Source organism: Blastococcus sp. SYSU DS0753 (assembly GCF_054051175.1).
In genome coordinates this window covers 61,595-77,992 of the sequence record NZ_JBJHAT010000020.1, presented here as the reverse complement: position 1 = coordinate 77,992, position 16,398 = coordinate 61,595, and the positions used below count along the sequence as shown (strand labels likewise).

The 16,398-nt window shown below is 75.9% G+C and carries 18 protein-coding genes and 1 rRNA gene; 7 read left to right on the top strand and 12 right to left on the bottom strand.

The features are described from left to right. Positions 1-9 precede the first annotated feature (9 nt). Positions 10-126 (top strand): 5S ribosomal RNA (rrf, locus tag ACI799_RS15135). A 329-nt stretch (positions 127-455) separates the two neighbouring features. On the opposite strand, the gene ACI799_RS15130 is transcribed toward rrf, so the two are convergent. The 8 genes from ACI799_RS15130 to ACI799_RS15095 form a co-directional block, all read right to left on the bottom strand. Then, the gene (locus ACI799_RS15130) at positions 456-1,148 is read right to left on the bottom strand and encodes a hypothetical protein (protein ID WP_456613402.1); all 693 of its coding nucleotides are present in this window, start codon (positions 1,146-1,148) and stop codon (positions 456-458) included. Then, entirely contained in the window at positions 1,145-2,059 is a 915-nt protein-coding gene (locus ACI799_RS15125; RefSeq protein WP_456600435.1) for an ABC transporter ATP-binding protein, read from the bottom strand. The genes ACI799_RS15130 and ACI799_RS15125 overlap by 4 nt, the downstream gene beginning before the upstream one ends. Beyond that, positions 2,056-2,418, bottom strand: coding sequence for a GntR family transcriptional regulator (locus ACI799_RS15120; RefSeq protein WP_456590223.1), 363 nt, complete (start codon positions 2,416-2,418; stop codon positions 2,056-2,058). The genes ACI799_RS15125 and ACI799_RS15120 overlap by 4 nt, the downstream gene beginning before the upstream one ends. Before the next feature lie 226 nt (positions 2,419-2,644). After that, on the bottom strand, positions 2,645-3,775 hold the full coding sequence (gene egtE, locus ACI799_RS15115; protein WP_456613401.1) for an ergothioneine biosynthesis PLP-dependent enzyme EgtE: 1,131 nt from the start codon (positions 3,773-3,775) through the stop codon (positions 2,645-2,647). A 21-nt stretch (positions 3,776-3,796) separates the two neighbouring features. Then, positions 3,797-4,585, bottom strand: a complete 789-nt coding sequence (locus ACI799_RS15110; protein ID WP_456600433.1) for an anti-sigma factor domain-containing protein — start codon at positions 4,583-4,585, stop codon at positions 3,797-3,799. Further along, the gene (locus ACI799_RS15105) at positions 4,566-5,168 is read right to left on the bottom strand and encodes an RNA polymerase sigma factor (RefSeq protein WP_456600432.1); all 603 of its coding nucleotides are present in this window, start codon (positions 5,166-5,168) and stop codon (positions 4,566-4,568) included. Before ACI799_RS15105 ends, ACI799_RS15110 begins: the two co-directional genes overlap by 20 nt. A 10-nt stretch (positions 5,169-5,178) precedes the next feature. Further along, the gene (locus ACI799_RS15100) at positions 5,179-5,883 is read right to left on the bottom strand and encodes a class F sortase (protein WP_456613400.1); all 705 of its coding nucleotides are present in this window, start codon (positions 5,881-5,883) and stop codon (positions 5,179-5,181) included. A 25-nt stretch (positions 5,884-5,908) separates the two neighbouring features. Then, positions 5,909-6,730, bottom strand: coding sequence for a DUF4397 domain-containing protein (locus ACI799_RS15095; protein ID WP_456613399.1), 822 nt, complete (start codon positions 6,728-6,730; stop codon positions 5,909-5,911). A gap of 149 nt (positions 6,731-6,879) precedes the next feature. On the opposite strand from ACI799_RS15095, the gene ACI799_RS15090 reads away from it, so the two are divergent. Together ACI799_RS15090 and ACI799_RS15085 are read left to right on the top strand one after the other, a co-directional pair. Then, positions 6,880-7,347 (top strand): DUF309 domain-containing protein, encoded by a 468-nt coding sequence (locus ACI799_RS15090; RefSeq protein ID WP_456590229.1) that lies wholly within the window; start codon positions 6,880-6,882, stop codon positions 7,345-7,347. Between the two features lie 68 nt (positions 7,348-7,415). Continuing rightward, positions 7,416-8,204: a hypothetical protein gene (locus ACI799_RS15085; protein ID WP_456613398.1), complete on the top strand. Its 789-nt coding sequence runs from the start codon at positions 7,416-7,418 to the stop codon at positions 8,202-8,204. Positions 8,205-8,207: 3 nt separating this feature from the next. Here ACI799_RS15085 and ACI799_RS15080 read toward each other — a convergent pair whose 3' ends face one another. Next, positions 8,208-9,575, bottom strand: coding sequence for a cryptochrome/photolyase family protein (locus ACI799_RS15080; protein WP_456613397.1), 1,368 nt, complete (start codon positions 9,573-9,575; stop codon positions 8,208-8,210). A 37-nt stretch (positions 9,576-9,612) separates the two neighbouring features. Beyond that, entirely contained in the window at positions 9,613-9,957 is a 345-nt protein-coding gene (locus ACI799_RS15075) for an STAS domain-containing protein (protein WP_456590232.1), read from the bottom strand. Between the two features lie 144 nt (positions 9,958-10,101). Here ACI799_RS15075 and ACI799_RS15070 point away from each other — a divergent pair, with 144 nt between their 5' ends. Genes ACI799_RS15070 through ACI799_RS15060 form a run of 3 tightly spaced genes read left to right on the top strand, consistent with a single transcriptional unit; the run spans position 10,102 to position 13,329 of the window. Continuing rightward, complete coding sequence (locus tag ACI799_RS15070) at positions 10,102-10,818, top strand: response regulator (RefSeq protein WP_456613396.1); 717 nt, start codon at positions 10,102-10,104, stop codon at positions 10,816-10,818. A gap of 7 nt (positions 10,819-10,825) precedes the next feature. After that, complete coding sequence (locus ACI799_RS15065) at positions 10,826-12,199, top strand: sensor histidine kinase (protein WP_456613395.1); 1,374 nt, start codon at positions 10,826-10,828, stop codon at positions 12,197-12,199. Further along, positions 12,196-13,329, top strand: coding sequence for a GerMN domain-containing protein (locus tag ACI799_RS15060; RefSeq protein WP_456590235.1), 1,134 nt, complete (start codon positions 12,196-12,198; stop codon positions 13,327-13,329). The genes ACI799_RS15065 and ACI799_RS15060 overlap by 4 nt, the downstream gene beginning before the upstream one ends. Before the next feature lie 79 nt (positions 13,330-13,408). On the opposite strand, the gene ACI799_RS15055 is transcribed toward ACI799_RS15060, so the two are convergent. Next, on the bottom strand, positions 13,409-13,990 hold the full coding sequence (locus ACI799_RS15055; RefSeq protein ID WP_456590236.1) for an AMIN-like domain-containing (lipo)protein: 582 nt from the start codon (positions 13,988-13,990) through the stop codon (positions 13,409-13,411). A 210-nt stretch (positions 13,991-14,200) separates the two neighbouring features. On the opposite strand from ACI799_RS15055, the gene ACI799_RS15050 reads away from it, so the two are divergent. Continuing rightward, positions 14,201-15,055, top strand: coding sequence for an Fpg/Nei family DNA glycosylase (locus tag ACI799_RS15050; protein ID WP_456613394.1), 855 nt, complete (start codon positions 14,201-14,203; stop codon positions 15,053-15,055). Positions 15,056-15,109: 54 nt separating this feature from the next. On the opposite strand, the gene ACI799_RS15045 is transcribed toward ACI799_RS15050, so the two are convergent. Then, complete coding sequence (locus tag ACI799_RS15045; RefSeq protein WP_456613393.1) at positions 15,110-16,318, bottom strand: MBL fold metallo-hydrolase; 1,209 nt, start codon at positions 16,316-16,318, stop codon at positions 15,110-15,112. Positions 16,319-16,398: the final 80 nt, after the last annotated feature.

Genomic DNA, 16,398 nt, shown 5'->3' with positions numbered 1-16,398 from the left:
TCACAGAGTTACGGCGGCCATGGCGAGAGGGAAACGCCCGGCAACATTCCGAACCCGGAAGCTAAGCCTCTCAGCGCCGATGGTACTGCCCTGGAGACGGGGTGGGAGAGTAGGACGCCGCCGGACAACCATTCCCGAAGGGGCCCCAGCATTCGTGCTGGGGCCCCTTCGTCGTTCCCCCAGCTCGGTCGGCATCGGACGGTGCCCGCTCACGCGCGGTCGGCGGAGCGGCGCGTCGGACACGGGGCGGGGCGGCTGCGTGAGGCGGTCCGGTGCCGATGGAGGTGCCTCGTGCGCATGCGCCGGCGCAGTCGTCGGATGCGGCACGCACTCCCGGTCGGGCGCTCCGGCGCGCGACACCGCGACGGGCGGATCACCACGCTGGGGAATGGGAGCGGCCCCCGAACCGTCACATGACGGAACGGGGGCCGCGGTGCAGGCGGAGGGGCCCGGAGCTACGGCACCACCCGCCGGATGCCGGGGAAGGAGACGAGCGCCGCCACCGCCGCGAAGGCCAGGGGCAGGGCGACCGTCAGCGTCACCGTCGACTGGTCGGTGAACCACACCCCGATGCTCCCCCAGGCGTCGAGCCAGGTGATCAGCACGGTGAGGCCACCCAGCACCACGATGGAGCCGAGGATCAGTCCCCAGGTGCCCATCTGGCCCCAGCGCTGGTGCACCACACCCATGCCGACGCCGACGAACATGAAGGCGAGCAGCGGGGCCCCCGAGGCGAACACCTGGAGCACCGGGTTGCCGACCTCGAAGACGCCCGGGGCCCAGAAGTCCATCCCGGCGCCCCAGCCGTTCGTGGCGTTCTCGATGCTCACCAGCGCGGAGAGCGCGATCCCGTAGCCGACCGCCTGCACCAGCGCGACGAGCGCGGTCCCGAGGTAGAAGGCTTGGCGGCTGAGGCTGATCCCCATCGCGAACGGCAGCACCTGCGTCACCGCCTGCACGTAGACGACCAGCACGGTGAAGTAGAAGGCCAGGATGCCGCCGGTGATGCCGCTCTCCTCGCTGGCCGGGGTGAGATGCCAGACGGCGAGGTTGATGGCGAAGCTGATCGACACGACCAGCCAGGGGATGCCGAGAGCCACCAGCGGGTGGACCAGGTGCAGGCGAGCGGCCTGCAGCACGCGGGTCATCGGGAGACCTCCTCGAGGTGGACCGGTGCGGCCGGGTCGCCGGCCGCGGTGTGCAGGCTCATGGCGACGACGAGCTGCTGGAGGCTGGTGGCCTCCCAGGACAAGCCGGCCGCCGTCGCGTCGTCGCCGTCGGCGCCGTCGCGCAGCCGCACGACGGCCCGGCTGGTGCTGCCGAGGGACTCGGTGTGCAGCAGCTCGTGCCGACCGCTGAACGCGGCGACCCGCTCCCGGGGTCCGGTGACCGTGAGCGCCGTGCCGCGCAGCGACTCCGCGTCGGCGTCGAGCAGCACCCTGCCCCGGTCGATCAGGATGACCCGCTCGAGCAGCGCGGCGATCTCCTCGATCAGGTGCGTGGAGAGGACGATCGTGCGTGGGTGCTCGGCGTAGTCGGCGAGCAGTCGGTCGTAGAACAGCTGACGCGCGACGGCGTCCAGTCCCAGGTACGGCTCGTCGAAGAGGGTGAGCGGCGCCCGGGAGGCCAGTCCGACGATGATGCCGACGGCGGAGTTCATGCCGCGCGAGAGCTTCTTGATCGGGCGCTTGGCGGGCAGGTCGAAGTCGCGCAGCAGCGAGGCGGCGAGGTCGGCGTCCCAGTCGGCGAAGACGAACGCCGCGGAGTCGAGCGCGTCCTTGACCCGGAAGTGGTCGGGGTAGCGCTGGCCCTCCTTGATGAAGCAGATCCGGCGCAGGACGTCGTCGTTCTCGAACGGCCGGGCCCCGAAGACCTCGATCCGCCCGCTGGTCGGGACGCGGTGGCCGGTCAGCAGTTGCATGAGGGTCGTCTTTCCGGCGCCGTTGCGGCCCAGCAGCCCGGTGATGGCGTCACGTTCCAGCACCGTCGACACGCCGCTGAGGGCGGTGTGCCCGGGAAAGCGCATCGTGACGTCGGAGACGGTGGCGACGGCGGTCATCGCGGGTCCTCCCAGCGATCGATCATGTCGGTGAGCTCGTGGGCGGGGATGCCGAGCTTCTGGGCCTCGGTCATCAGGGGGCGGACGTACTGGTCGGCGAACTCGCTGCGCCGACGCTTGAGGACCTGTTCGCGGGCGCCGGTGGCGACGAACATCCCGACTCCTCGTCTCTTGTAGAGGACCCCGTCGGTGACCAGCTGGTTCAGGCCCTTGGCGGCGGTCGCGGGGTTGATGCGGTGGAAGGCGGCCAGTTCGTTGGAGGACGGCGCCTGGCTCTCCTCGGGCAGCGAGCCGTCGACGATCGCGTTCTCGATCTCGGCGGCCACCTGCCGGAAGATCGGGCCGGCGTCCTCGTTCACGACGCGGCCCCGGCGTCACCAGGGCCGGGATGGTCCCTGGGTTCACTACTCATGTAATGAACCATAGGACCACTGCCACGCGGGCACAAGCCCCCGCCGCGGGGCGCCGCCGGGCGGCTGGTCCCGACGCCGGGCCCGCGTCGGGCCCAGGTGCGCGGGGCCGAGCCCGCTCGCCGCCGGCTACGGGGCGAGACGTCGTGCTGGACGGGGGTGCGGGGCTGTCCGCTCAGAGGGCGGCGGCGAGGGCCGCCAGGTCCTCCGCGGTGGCGTCCAGGTGGGGGGAGACCCGCAGGACCGGCCCGGTCATCTCCCCCGGGGCCCGCTCCCTGCCGGCCGCGGTCAGCACGATGCCGTGCTCGGTGAGCAGCCGGGTGCGGGTGGTGACGACGTCGACACCGTCCGGGGGCCGCAGCGTGGTGATGGCCGTCGGCTCCTCCAGCGGCTCCACCACCCGCCAGCCGGCGACGCCGTCGAGCAGTTCCCGGGTGGCCCGGCCGAGCCCGGCCAGCCGGGCGCGGACGCGCTCGGGCCCCGCGGCGAGGTGCTCCCCGACGGCCACCACCAGGCCGATCCGGCCGGCCACGTGGGCCTCCCCCGACTCGAAGGCGCGCATCGGCGGGACCCCCTCCGGCTCGGCCAGCACCGGTACCAGCTCGGCGGCGATCGACGGGCCGACGATCAGCACGCCCACGCCACGGGGCCCGGCCAGCCACTTCCGCGAGGTCCCGTAGACGACGTCCGCGCCGAGGTCGACGTCGACGTGCCCCAGGGACTGCGCGGCGTCGAGCACCAGGGGGACGCCGGCCGCGCGGCACAGTGCCGCGATCTCGCGCGCCGGCTGCACGATCCCGCGGTGGCTGCCGATGTGGGTGAGATGCACGAACCGGGGCGGGTCGGTGGTCAGGAGCTGCTCCACGCCGTCGACGTCGGCCCGCCCGAGGCCGTCGACCGGCAGCGGCTCCGGGCGCAGGCCGGCGGCGCGCAGCTGGGCGACGTTCGGGGCGTACTCGCCGGGCAGGCAGGCGACCCGCGAGCCCGCGGGTAGCCGCCAGCCGCCGAGCAGGGTGACCAGCGCGGCCTGGGCGGACTCGACGAAGGCCACGTCGGCGGCGGCCATGCCGGCCAGGCCGCCGATGACCGAGCGCCCCTGCTGCAGCAGGTCGTCAGCGGTCGCCTCCGCGACGTAGCCGCCCAGCTCGGCCTCGTGCCGGGCGTGGTGCGCCGCGGCCTCCAGCGCCCGGTGGCTCTGCCGGCTGGACGCCGCGCTGTCGAGGTGCCGGCCCGCCGGCCGGGGACGCACCGTGCGCCAGTGCGCACCGAGGTCGTCGAACGGCAGGGGGGTGTGCGCGGCGGTCACCTGCAGCACGCTAGGCGTCGCTCAGCTCTCGAGCACACCCCGGGCCACGGAGACCCCCGAGTGCGCCGGGTCGCCGTCGAGCGGCTCCACCGAGACGTCGACGATCGGGAACTCCCCGAGGTCCAGCCCCGCCGGCAGCTCGAAGGTCTGCGCCCCGGGGCGCAGGACGCCCAGCGGCACCATGTCGACAATCCCGGGTTCGATCAGCCAGATCTCGTAGTAGCCGTCCTCGACTTCCGGCGCGTCGAGCTCGACCCGCATGGCCCGGGACCCGTCGGAGCGGAGGACGACCTCCGCCTGCCCGGCGGCCGGCTCGTCGCCGAGCGGTTCGAGGGCCACGGCGGTGATCGGCTCGACGCCGTCCCCACCGCGCAGCAGCGCGACCGCTCCGGCCCCCACGACGGCACCGGCGACCGCGGCGGCCACGGCGAGGAGCAGCGGCCGGCGGCGGCGGAAGGGCAGCACCTCGCCGCCGCGCGCCGGCGGCGCAGGTGCCACGGGCGGCGTCGCGGCGGTGGCCCCGGCGGCGCCGGTGGCCGCGGGCGCGGTGGCGGTCGGTGCGGCGGCGGCCGGGCGGGGCGTCGACGACACCCCGGTGGCCGCGGCGATCCCCGCCCACACGGAGGCCGGTGGCGCCACGGGAGGGCCGGGCTCGGCGAGCTCGGGGACGGCGACGGCGTCGACGGCCCGCTGCAGGCCGGCGACCTCGTCGCGGCACCGGGCGCACGCGGACAGGTGGGCGGCGTCGTCGGCCGGCAGCGGTTCGTGCAGCGCCGCGAGGGCGAGCTGCTCAGGCTGGCAGTGTGGCACCGTCCACCTCCAATCGTGTCCTCAGGCGTTCGAGCGTGCGGCGGATGTGGGATTTCACCGTGCCGAGCGGGATGCCGGTGCGCTCGGCGATCTGGGCGTGGGTGAGGTCGGCGAAGAAGGCGAGCTCGATGATGCCGCGCTGCGGTTGGCCCAGGCGATCGAGCTCCTCGAGCACCAGCAGCCGGTCGCTCACGACGCTGTCCACGGGCGGGGTCGTCCCGCCGGCCGGTGCGGCCTGCGCCTCCGACACGGCGGCCTCGGCCTCGCGACGCATCCTGTCCCGCCGGGCCCAGGCGTCGGCGATCTTGTGACGGCAGATGCCCACCAGCCAGGCGGGGAGGGGGCCCTGGTCGGGGCGGTAGCGCGCGCGGCCGGTCCAGGCAGAGATGAAGGTCTGCTGGGTGACGTCCTCGGCGTCGGGCCCGGGACCGAAGGCGCGCACCGCCATGCCGTGCAGCTGCCCCGCCCACCGCTCGTACGCCAGCGCGAGCGCCTGCTCGTCACCGGTGGCGAACCGGCGGCCCACCTCGGCGTCGTCCGGCTCCGCGGCGCCATCCGGCGGCGGTTCCGGAGGGGAGGTCACGGCCGGGACGCTACCGAGGTCGGCCCGCGTCCGGGCGAGCAGCCCGGTCACGGCGCACCGTCCACCACCGTTCCGCGACCACGACGACGTTGTCGCGGTAGCTGCGGTACTCCGGGAGGAACGGGCCGCCGCAGGTGATGACCACCAGCCGGGCCGGCCCCTCGCGGGCGAAGATCGTGTCGAGCGGCAGCACCTGCTTCTGCACGAGCTCCCGGGAGACGACGCGCCAGCGGGTGGTCTGCCCGGCGGCGTCGGTGACGGTGAGCTCGTCGCCGGGCTCGGCGTCGCGGAGCGGGAAGAGGGCGCCGGGGCCCTGCTCGCGGTCGTCGACGTGGCCGGCGAGCACGGCGTTGCCGTCCGCACCGGGTGCCGGGCCGTGGCGGTACCAGCCCACCCGGTCGACGTCCTCGGGGAGTTCCATCTGCCCGTCCCCGGCGACGCCGACCGGATCGACCGGTGCGGTGACGCCGAGGCCCGGCAGCTCCAGCCGGAGCGGCGGGGGTGTGGCGGGGACGGCGGCCGGTGCCGCGTCGCGGACGGACACCGGGGGGAGCGAGGAGGCCCCGGACGGCGCCGGGGTGGCGGCGTCGGGGCGCTCCAGCACCCGCTGGACCGGCGGACCCGCCGCCGCGTCCGGCCGGGTCACGGCCCACGCGGTCGGCGCGCCGACGGCGAGGGCCAGCCCGATCACGGCGGTGGCGGCGGCGGGTCGCACGGTCAGCTCCTCGGAGTGACGGTGATCAGCGCGAGGACCGGGCGAGCCGCAGGGCGCCGGCGCCGGCCAGGGCGAGACCGGCCACGGCCGCGGCACCCACGGGCAGGGGGAGGCCCGAGTCGTCGGCCAGCCCGGCGGTGCCACCCGGGACGCCGCTGGGCGCGGAGTGCTGGGCGGAGACGCTCTGGACGGCGAGCTCGAAGCCGGCGTCCTCCGAGCCCCACGCGTAGACGACGGTCGAGGTGCCCTCGGCCAGCGTCAGGTCGGCGGGGCCGATGGCGACGGTGTCGGTGCCCGCGAGCACGACGTCGGCGTTGATCGTCCCGGCCGGGACGGTGAGGGTCTCCTCGTTCGGGTTGGTCAGCCCCTCGATCACCGGCTGGCCGCCGGCGCGGACGTCCACGGCGGGCGCCGCGGCGACGTGCCGGACGGTGACGCGGGCCTGACCGGCGGGCACGGAGCCCGTCTCGTTGACGAACGGGGTGAGCGCGGGCTCGCCGACCTCGGTCAGGTGGGCCACCACGGTGGCGTTGGCGCCGGCCAGGACCTCCACGCCGTCGGCCGACAGGATCGGGTCGCCGGAGTCGTCGGCGGCGTCGGCCGGGTAGAGGGCGAGGTCGTAGCTGCCGCCGGGCAGCTCCAGCGGGTCGGTGAGGGTGCCCGGCTGGAAGTCGTCGATCAGCCGCTCGCCGTTGGCGTACACGTCCACCGGGGTGTCGGGGACGCCGTGCAGGACCGAGACCGTGGCGGTGTGGTTGTCGGCCATGGCCGGGGTGGCGACCAGGACGACGGCGCCGACGGCACCGAGGACGCCGGCGGAACGGCCGACTGTGCGGATGGTGCTCACGGGTGGCTCCTCATCTCGTAGGGGGTCGTGCTGCCTGGTCTTCCGCTGCGCTCCGGCCGCCGGATGCGGATCGCCTCCAACAATCTCGGACGCGATTCGGATCGATACCTCCCGAGGCGCTCCCCGGGCGGCGCGGGGAGGATGCACCTGTGCCTGACCGAGACCGCGACGAGCAGGGCCGGGCCCGCAACGCGCGCCCGCGGGATGCGCTCGGGCGGCCGCTGCCGCACGGCGCCGTCGGGGAGGAGCGCGCCCCCGAGGGAGTGGTCCGGGCGCCGGAGGTGGCGCTCGCCGAGGCGCAGGAACTGCTGGACGCCGGGCGCCCGTTCCACGCCCACGAGGTGCTGGAGGATGCCTGGAAGTCCGCACCCGAGGACGAGCGCGAGCTGTGGCGAGGGCTGGCCCAGCTCGCCGTCGGCCTGACCCACGCCGCCCGCGGCAACGACCGGGGCGCGACCAGTCTGCTCGAGCGCGGGGCGGCGGCCCTCGGTCCGTACGCCGACCGCCGTCCGCACGGGGTGGACGTGGCCGGGCTCGCCGGGTGGGCGCGTGCGCTGGCCGCCGCGCCCGCCACCGGCCGCGACCCGGTGCGCAGCGCTCCCCGGCTCCGCGGGTGAGCGGACCGCCCGGCGGCGAGGCGGTCGGCCAGGTTTCGGGTACGGGCGGTGCCGGGCACCGCCGGGGGATGAGCGGGACGGCAGGCCGGCAGGACGGGCTCCGGGCGGCGGCGGTGATCGCCGCCGCCGTCGCGCAGGTGGCCGGCAGCCCCGTGGGCAGCGCGATCGCCGGCCGCAGCGTCGGCGCGGTCAGCGACGAGACCGGTTCGCTGATCACCCCGGCGGGCTACGCCTTCAGCATCTGGGGTGTCATCTTCGCCGGATCGCTGGCCTGGGCGGTGTACCAAGCGCTGCCGGCCCAGCGCGCCCGGGAGCTGCACCGGCGCACCGGCTGGCCGCTGGCCGCGGCGTTCGCGGGCAACACCGCGTGGGAGATCGCCTTCCCCCTGATCGGGGTGTCGGTGCCGCTGGTTCCGGTCGTGCTCCTGTTCTGCATCGTGGCGGCCGCCGCGGTCGCCTGGGCGCGGTTGCAGGACCTCCCGGTCGAGGGCCTGGGGCGGGTGCTGCCGGCCGCCGTCGCCGGGCTGCTGCTCGGCTGGGTCACCGTGGCCGCGGCGGTCAACACCGGCCAGGCGGGGGTCGCGCTCGGCGCCCCGGCGTCCGGCACGACCGCGCAGCTGTGGGCTGTCGGAGCGCTGGCCGGGGTCGCGCTGGTCGCGTGCGCCCTGGTGCTCGCCGCCCGCACCGCGGCCGGGCCGTTCGCGCTCGCCGTCGTCTGGGGGCTGGTGGCCGTCGCGGCCGCCGGCCCGCCGGCCCCGGTGGTGATCGCTGCCTTCGCCGCCGCGGCCGCGGTGGCGGTCGCGCTCGTCGTCCGCACCGTCGTCCGGCGGGACCCGGTCTCGCTGCTCGTCGGCTGAGCCTCAGCGGCCGCGTACGCGGGTGTAGCGGTCCAGCGCGACCCGGCGCTCGTGCGCGTGGTCGACGACCGGCTCCGGGTAGCCGGCCGGGATGCCGCCGGGCGCGGTCCACGGCTCGTGCACGTGCCGCGGATCGAGGTCATGCAGCTCGGGCACCCAGCGCTTCACGTAGGTGCCGTCGGGGTCGAACTTCTTGCCCTGGGTGACCGGGTTGAACACGCGGTAGTAGGGCGAGGCGTCGGTGCCGGTGCCGGCGACCCACTGCCAGCCGTGCTGGTTGCTGGCCAGGTCGCCGTCGACCAGGTGCCGCATGAACCAGCGGGCGCCCACCGTCCACTCCTGGTGCAGGTCCTTGACCAGGAACGAGGCGACGATCATCCGCACCCGGTTGTGCACGTAGGCCTCGCCGAGCAGCTGGCGCATGCCGGCGTCGACGATCGGAAAGCCGGTGCGGCCGGTCTCCCAGGCCCGCACGAGCTCCTCGGCGTCCGGGCCGCTGTCGTAGCCCATCCCCTGCAGCTCCGGCTTGAGGTACTCCCGGGCCGACTCCGGTCGGTGCCAGAGGACGTCGGCGTAGAACTCCCGCCAGGCCAGCTCGTCGGTGTACCGGCGCACCGACTCGGTCTGCTCCGCCGCGGCGAGGTCGGCCAGCAGCGTGCGGGGGTGGAGGCAGCCGTACTCGAGGTAGGCCGACAGCCTGCTCGTCCCGTCGCCGCCCGGGGTGTTGCGCCCGTCGGCGTAGCCGAGCAGCCGCTCGTCCCGGAAGCGCGCCCAGGCGGCCAGCGCGGCGGCCTCGCCGGCCGGGGGCAGGACGACGCCGTCGAGGTGGGGTGCCGGCGGGTGGTCGTCGGAGCGGACGCCGGTGCGCCAGCGGACGCCGTCGGGGGAGGACGCCGGCGGGCGCCAGCCGTGCTCCCGCCAGGCCCGGGCGAACGGCGAGTACACGCGGAACGGCGTCCCGTCGGCCTTGGTGACCCGGCCGGGCGTCACCGCGTACGGCGACCCGGTGCGCGCGAACGGGACATCGGCCAGAGCCCGCTCCACGGCCTGGTCCCGGTGCCGCCCGTACGGCCCCGCGTCGGCGCTGACGTGCACCGACGTCGCGCCGACCTCGTGGACCAGCGCCGGCAGCACCCGGACGGGGTCGCCGTGCCGGAGGACCAGCGCGCCGCCGAGGTCGGCGTCCAGCGCGGCGAGGCAGTCGAGCAGGAAGCGGCGGCGCGGCTCGCCGGACGGGCCCCACAGCCGGTCATCGACCACGAACACCGGGAGGACCTCGCCGTCCGGCCCGGCCGCGTCCCGCGCGGCCAGCAGCGCGGGGTGGTCGCCCAGGCGCAGGTCGCGGCGGAACCAGAGCAGCGCGGTCGGCACCCGGCCGAGCGTAGGAGGCCCCGGCCCCGGGCGCGCCTCAGGCGGAGCGGTCCAAGTTCTCCAGCGCCAGCACCCGCCACAGGCCGGTCCGGCGCAGCAGGCCCTGGGTGCGCCGGTTGGCCCCGCGGACGACGACGCTGCCGCCGCGGGCCCGGCATGCCCGGTGGGCGGTGAGCAGGCTGGCCGCTGCCGGGCTGGTCAGGTGCTCCACCTCGCCGACGTCGACGACCACCCGCCGCGCACCCGCCAGCAGGGCGTCGTGCAGCAGCCAGCGGATGTCGGCGACGCCGTCGGCGAGCATCTCCTCGGTCAGCCGCAGGACGACCTCACCGCGGCCGCCCTCGGCACCGGGGGCACGGGTGTCGCGGTCGGCAGGGCGCACGGCGGTCTCCTCGGCGGTCGGTCTCCGCACGGTCCCCAGCAGCTTCTCCACCGGAGTTTGCGATTCCCCGGGTCGCGACATTGCGATCGCATGACGGTGGCCGCCGCGTCCGAGGTGGCCGGCCCGCGGTGGCAGCATGTCCGCGTGTCGTTGCGGATCCTGGTCGTGGAGGACGACGACTCCATCCGCACCGCGCTGCGGTGGGCGCTGGAGGACGAGGGGTACGACGTCGCCGAGGCCGCCTCCGGGGAGGACGCCGTCGGCATGGTGGGCATCGCCGCGCCCGACATGATGATCGTCGACCTGATGCTCGGGTCGATGGACGGCCTGGCCGTCATCCGCGAGGTCCGCCGCGCCCACGACCTGCCCGTCGTCGTCGTCAGCGCCCGCGCGGACACGCAGGACATCGTCGAGGCGCTCGAGGCGGGCGCCGACGACTACGTGACCAAGCCCTTCCAGATCAAGGAGATCACCGCCCGGCTGCGTGCGCTGCGCCGCCGGACGGCCACGGCTCCGGCGGGCTCCCCGGCCGACGCCGCCCGGGCGGGCGTCGTCCTCGACCACGACCCGACGGGCCCGCTGGTCCTGCGGGAGGCCAGCGGCACGGTCTACCGCGGGGACGAGCTGGTCCCGCTGACGCTGACCGAGTACCGGGTGCTCTGCGAGCTGGCCGGCGCGCCGGGGCGGGTCTTCAGCCGGCAGGCGCTGCTCGAGCGGGTCTGGGAGCACGGGTTCTTCGGGGACGAGCGGATCGTCGACGTGCACGTGCGACGGCTGCGGACGAAGGTCGAGCGGGACCCGAGTGCTCCCCGGCTCGTGGTCACCGTCCGGGGGCTGGGCTACCGCCTGGACCCGCAGTGAGCGGCCGGTGAGCAGGGTCCCGGGGCGGCGGGGGCTGCGGAGGCGGATCGTGCTCGGCTTCGCGGCCAGCACGTTGCTGGTCTCCGCGGTGCTCGTCACGACCACGTGGCTGCTGGCGCGCAGCTTCGTGGTGGAGCAGCGCGAGCAGGCGCTCACGCAGCAGGCGTTCGCCGACGCCGAGGTGCTGCGCAACCGGCTGTCCAGCGCAGGTGCCGACGTCGGGCGGGTGCTCGGGGAGCTCGTCCCGTTCGGTGACGCGGAGATCGTCGTCCGGCGGGAGGACGACTGGTTCTCCTCCAGTCTGGAGGTCGGCGGTCGTGACGTGCCGGCCGCCCTCCAGGAGGTGGTGTCCACCGGCGCGGCGGGCACGCTGCGGGTGGACTCCGCCGAGGGGCCGCGGCTCGTCGTCGCCGTGCCCGTGGTGAGCGCGGGCGTGGAGTTCTACGAGGTGGCGCCGCTGGACGACCTGGAGGCGTTGCTGCGCACGCTGGCCGTCGTCCTCGGTGCCGGTGCGGTCGCGGCGACCGTGGCCGGCGCCGGGTTCGGGATGTGGGCCAGCCGGCGTGCGGTGCTGCCCCTGGAGCAGGTCGCCGGGGCCGCGACGAGCATCGCCGGCGGCGAGCTCTCCACCCGCCTGCCGGCGACCGACGACCCCGACCTGGTCGGGATCGTGGCGGCGTTCAACAGCATGGTCGACGCCCTGGCCGCGCGGATCACCCGCGACGCCCGGTTCGTCGGCGACGTCAGCCACGAGCTCCGCAGCCCCCTCACCAGCCTGACCACGAGCGTCGAGGTGCTGGCGACCCGCCGCCAGGAGCTCCCGCCGCGTGCGCAGCAGGCCCTCGCCCTGGTGGAGGGCGAGGTCGCGCGGCTGCGCGTCACCCTCGACGACCTGCTGGAGCTGGCCTGGCACGACGGCGTCGGGCAGCTGCCCGACGCCGTCCCGGTGTCGATGGCGGTGCTGGTCCGGGAGGTGCTGGAGCGGACCGGCCGGCCCGTCGGCCTGCTGGACGCCGGCGCGCCGGAGGAGACCACCGTCCTCGGCGACAAGAACCGGCTGGAGCGCGCTGTGCGGAACCTGCTGGACAACGCCGACCGCTACGCGGGCGGGCCGGAGCGCGTGGACGTCGGGCGCTGTGAGGGTTCGGTCGTGGTGACGGTGGACGACGCCGGCCCGGGCGTGGCCCCGCTGGACCGGGAGCGGATCTTCGAGCGCTTCGCCCGGGCCCCCGGTTCGGCGCGCGGTTCGGTGCCCGGGGCCGGGCTCGGGTTGGCCATCGTGGCCGAGACGGCGGCCCAGCACGGGGGCGCGGCGTGGTGCGCCGCCGGCCCGAGCGGCGGCGCCCGGTTCGTCCTGTCGCTGCCGGCGGCGCGGACGTGAAGCGCCTGCGCCGGGTGAGCGCCGCGGGCACCCTGGGCGCCGTCCTCGCGGCAACGGCCTGCGGCGTCCCCACCGGCGGGGACCCGTCGACGATCGCGGCGTCCGACGTCCCGTACGGGCTCGCCGCACCGGCTGCCCCGCCGTCGGCCGCGCCGTCGTCCGTCCCTGGCCAGACCGGGTGGGCCTACCTCGTCGGCCCCGACGAGTCGCTCGTCCCCCGGGCCCGGGACGCCGGCACGGGGTCGCTCGACGAGCGGCTGGGCGCCCTGCTGGACGCGCTGACCGCCGGCCCGACCGAGGACGAGCGGGCCGAGCAGGTGTCCACCGCCCTCCCCTCCGGCGTGACGCTGGCGGTGGCGGGCATCGACGGCACCACGGCCACGATCGACATCTCCGGCACCGCGCCGCTGTCCTCCAGCCGCCGCGCCGTGGCGCAGATCGTGCTCACCGCGACGAGCCTGCCCGGGATCGAGGCCGTCCTGCTGACCAGCGACGGGGAGCCGGTGGAGGCGCCGCTGCCCTCCGGTGCGCTCACCGACGCGCCGCTGCTGCCCGCCGACTACGCCGTCTTCCTCAGCCCGCCGCCGCCACCCACGGAATCCACCTCGCCGGCCGTGCCGGCCCCTCCCACCACCGGGGCGCAGCCGACCGTCACCGGGCCGCGACCGTCGCCCACCGTGGCGCCACCCTTCGTCGCCGACACCCGGCCGGACACGGCATCGGCGTCGCCCGGGGCCGCCGTCACCGTGACCGACCTCCGGGTCGGCCGCCACGAGGGGTTCGACCGGGTCGTCCTCGAGGTGGACGGCGCCGGGCTGCCGGGCTGGGACGCCCGCTACGTGCCCGAGGCGCGGTCGGAGGGGAGCGGCTCCCCGGTGCAGGTCGCGGGGGAGGCGGTCCTGCGGCTCGCGGTCACCGGGGTCGGGCTGCCCGGGGACACCGGCGTCGCCCCGTACCCGGGCCCCGGACGGCTGGCGCCGGGGTACCCGGCGGTGCGCGAGGTCGTCCTGGACAGCACCTTCGAGGGGCAGACGGTGACCTTCGTCGGCACCGCGGCCGAGCGGCCGTTCCGCGTGTACCGGCTGCAGAACCCCGACCGGGTGGTGGTCGAGGTGCTCCACCAGGGCTGAGACGGGCGAGATCTGCACACCGGCCCGGTTCCGGGGCCGGATGGGGGCCGGTGTGCAGATCTGGCCGGGTGCGGAACGGTCACCAGCGGTGGGCCACGTCGATCACGAGGCGCACCGCGTCGTCGTCCCCGGGGGCGCCGAGCAGGGTGAAGGTGCGGAACGGCAGCCGGGCACGGGTGCCGACGCCGAGCGTGGTGCGGCCCTCGAAGGAGCCCGCCCACGCGACCTGCTCGACGGTGCGGAAGCCGTCGACGTCCACGACCTCGCCGCGGCTGGGCGGGAGGTAGGTGGCCCGCCCGGAGGCGTCGTAGGCGGGGGCGTCGACGACGACCTGCAGCGCCGCACCGCCCGCCAGCGGGACGGGAGTGCCCGAGCCCTCCTGGTGCACCGCGTCGACGTAGCGCACCGAGTAGCCGGTCGCCGCGGCGGGACCGCGCAGGTCGACGACCAGGCGGTCGAAGCAGGCGTGCCGGCCGGCGCGCACGTCGGTCACGGTCAGGCCGGCGGTGGACGCCGCGCTGCTCTCCGGCAGCGACCCCCACACCAGCCCGCAGTACGGCGCGCGGGTCGCCCCGGCCGCCGTCGCCGGGGTGAGGACGCCGACCAGCAGCGCGATCACACCGGCGAGGACCGCCAGGGAACCGAGTCGGATCCTTCTCACGATGACCTCCATCTGTCGGGCCCGCGCCCCTGCGGAACGGGCCTGTGGACGGAGGTCTACTCGCCCGCGGGGAGCTCGGAAGCCGCCGCAACAGGGTCTCCACCAGGTCGTCGCGGCCGTCATCCGGCCGTCGCACCGCCGCAACGCCGCCGTCGGAGAACCGCCTGATCGGGGACGGCGGGATGCCGGGATCCGCGCGATCATGGTCGGGTGCCCGAGTTGCCCGAGGTGGAGGCGCTGACGGCGTTCCTGCGCGAGAACGCCGTCGGCCACGTGCTGGCGCGCGCCGACCTCGCCGCCGTCCAGGCGATCAAGACCTTCGACCCGCCGCTGTCCTCCCTGGCCGGGCTGGAGATCACCGGCGCCGCCCGGCACGGCAAGTTCCTCGCTCTCGACGTCAGCGGGCTGCACCTGGTCGTCCACCTGGCACGGGCCGGCTGGCTGCACTGGCGGGAGAGCCTGCCGACCGCACCGCCGAAGCCGGGCAAGGGTCCGCTCGCGCTGCGGGTGCACCTCGATGACGGGAACGGCTTCGACCTCACCGAGCAGGGCACCCGCAAGGGCCTGGCCGTCTACGTCGTCCGGTCACCCGCCGCGGTGCCCGGGATCGCCCGCCTGGGGCCCGACGCGCTGGAGGTCGACCGGGAGACGTTCGCCCGCCTGATGGCCGGCCGCAGCGGGCAGCTCAAGGGGGCGCTCACCGACCAGACGCTGCTCGCCGGCATCGGCAACGCCTACTCCGACGAGATCCTGCACGCCGCCCGGCTGTCGCCGTTCAAGATGGCCGACAAGCTGAGCGACGACGAACTGGTCCGTCTCTTCGACGCGGTGCGGGGGACGCTGACCGAGGCGCTGGGCCGCCAGGTCGGCCAGCGGGCCGCCACCATGAAGGGCGAGAAGCGCTCGGGGCTGCAGGTGCACGCCCGCACCGGGCTGCCGTGCCCGGTGTGCGGGGACACCGTGCGCGAGGTCAGCTTCGCCGACACCTCGCTGCAGTACTGCCCCACCTGCCAGACCGGCGGCAAGCCGCTCGCCGACCGGCGGATGAGCAAGCTCCTGCGCTGAAGGAGGTCCGCGCGCTCCGCGCACGTCCCTGCCCCGCACGGACGCCGCCGTCGTTCAGCCGGGCAGCGACAGCAGGCGGGTCAGCGCGCGCACGAGAACGCTGCTGCCGACGCCCGCGTCGTCCGGGCGCCCGGCCGATTCGGCAGCCGAGCCCACCGCGGACCACCAGTCGCGCAGCGGCGGTGGGGCGAGCACGTCGACGCGCTCCCCGGGCTGCGGGACGACGACCTCGACGCCGCGCGCGCCGGCCGCGGCCAGCAGCCGCTGCACCGGCTCGGCCCACCGGTGGAAGGCCAAGTTGAACGTGGCCCAGTGCACCGGCAGCAGCACCCGCCCACCCAGGTCGCCGTGCGCCCGCACGGCCTCCTCCGGATCCATGTGGATGGCGTGCCAGGCGTCGTTGTAGGCGCCGATCGGCAGCAGGGTGAGGTCGAAGGGGCCCAGCTGGGCACCGATGGCGGCGAATGCCGGGGTGTAGCCGGTGTCGCCGCCGAAGAAGACGCGGTGCCGGGGGCCGGTGATCGCCCAGGACGCCCACAGGGTGGTGTCGCGGTGGAAGTAGCGCCCCGAGAAGTGCCGGGCCTCGGTGCAGGTGAGCGTCAGGGGACCGATGCGGTGCTCGCTGTCCCAGTCCAGCTCGACGATCCGCTCCTCGGGCACCCCCCACACGCGCAGGTGCTCGCCGATGCCGAGCGGGACCACCCAGGGCGCGCGCTGGGTGCGCAGCAGCGTGCGCACGGTGGGCAGGTCGAGGTGGTCGTAGTGGTCGTGGGAGATGAGCACCGCGTCGACCTGCGGCAGCTCGTCGAGGGCCACGGGCGGCTCGTGCAGCCGCGTCGGCCCGATGATCGGCGACGGCGAGACGCGGTGGCCCCACACCGGGTCCAGCAGCACCCGCCGGCCGTCGATCTCCAGCAGCGCGCTGGCGTGGCCGAACCAGGTGACGGCGAGCTCGGCGGCGTCGGCCGGGAGGTCGGCGTGCGCCAGCGGGATCGGCCCGCCCGGCAGCCCGACGTGCCGCTCCTCGTGCCACTGCCGGAGCAGCCCGTCGCGGGTGTTGGCCGGGGCGAGCGCCGGGGTCGGCATCCGGTTGTGGAACTTGCCGTCGAAGAACTGCGGCGAGCCGGCCACCACGCGGCGCAGCCGGCGGCGGTGCGCCCCGAGCGCGGTCGGCAGCCCCCAGGCGGCGGCGGTCACCCAGCCGACGGGACCGGCGAGCAGGGCGGCGGCGAGAGCGGTACGGCGGAGTGAGCGGGACGGCACGCCCTCCAGCATCCCAGCCGGAGCTCGATCCCCGCTGTGAACCGGGCGACGCCTCCCGCCGGACGAGATCTGCACACCGG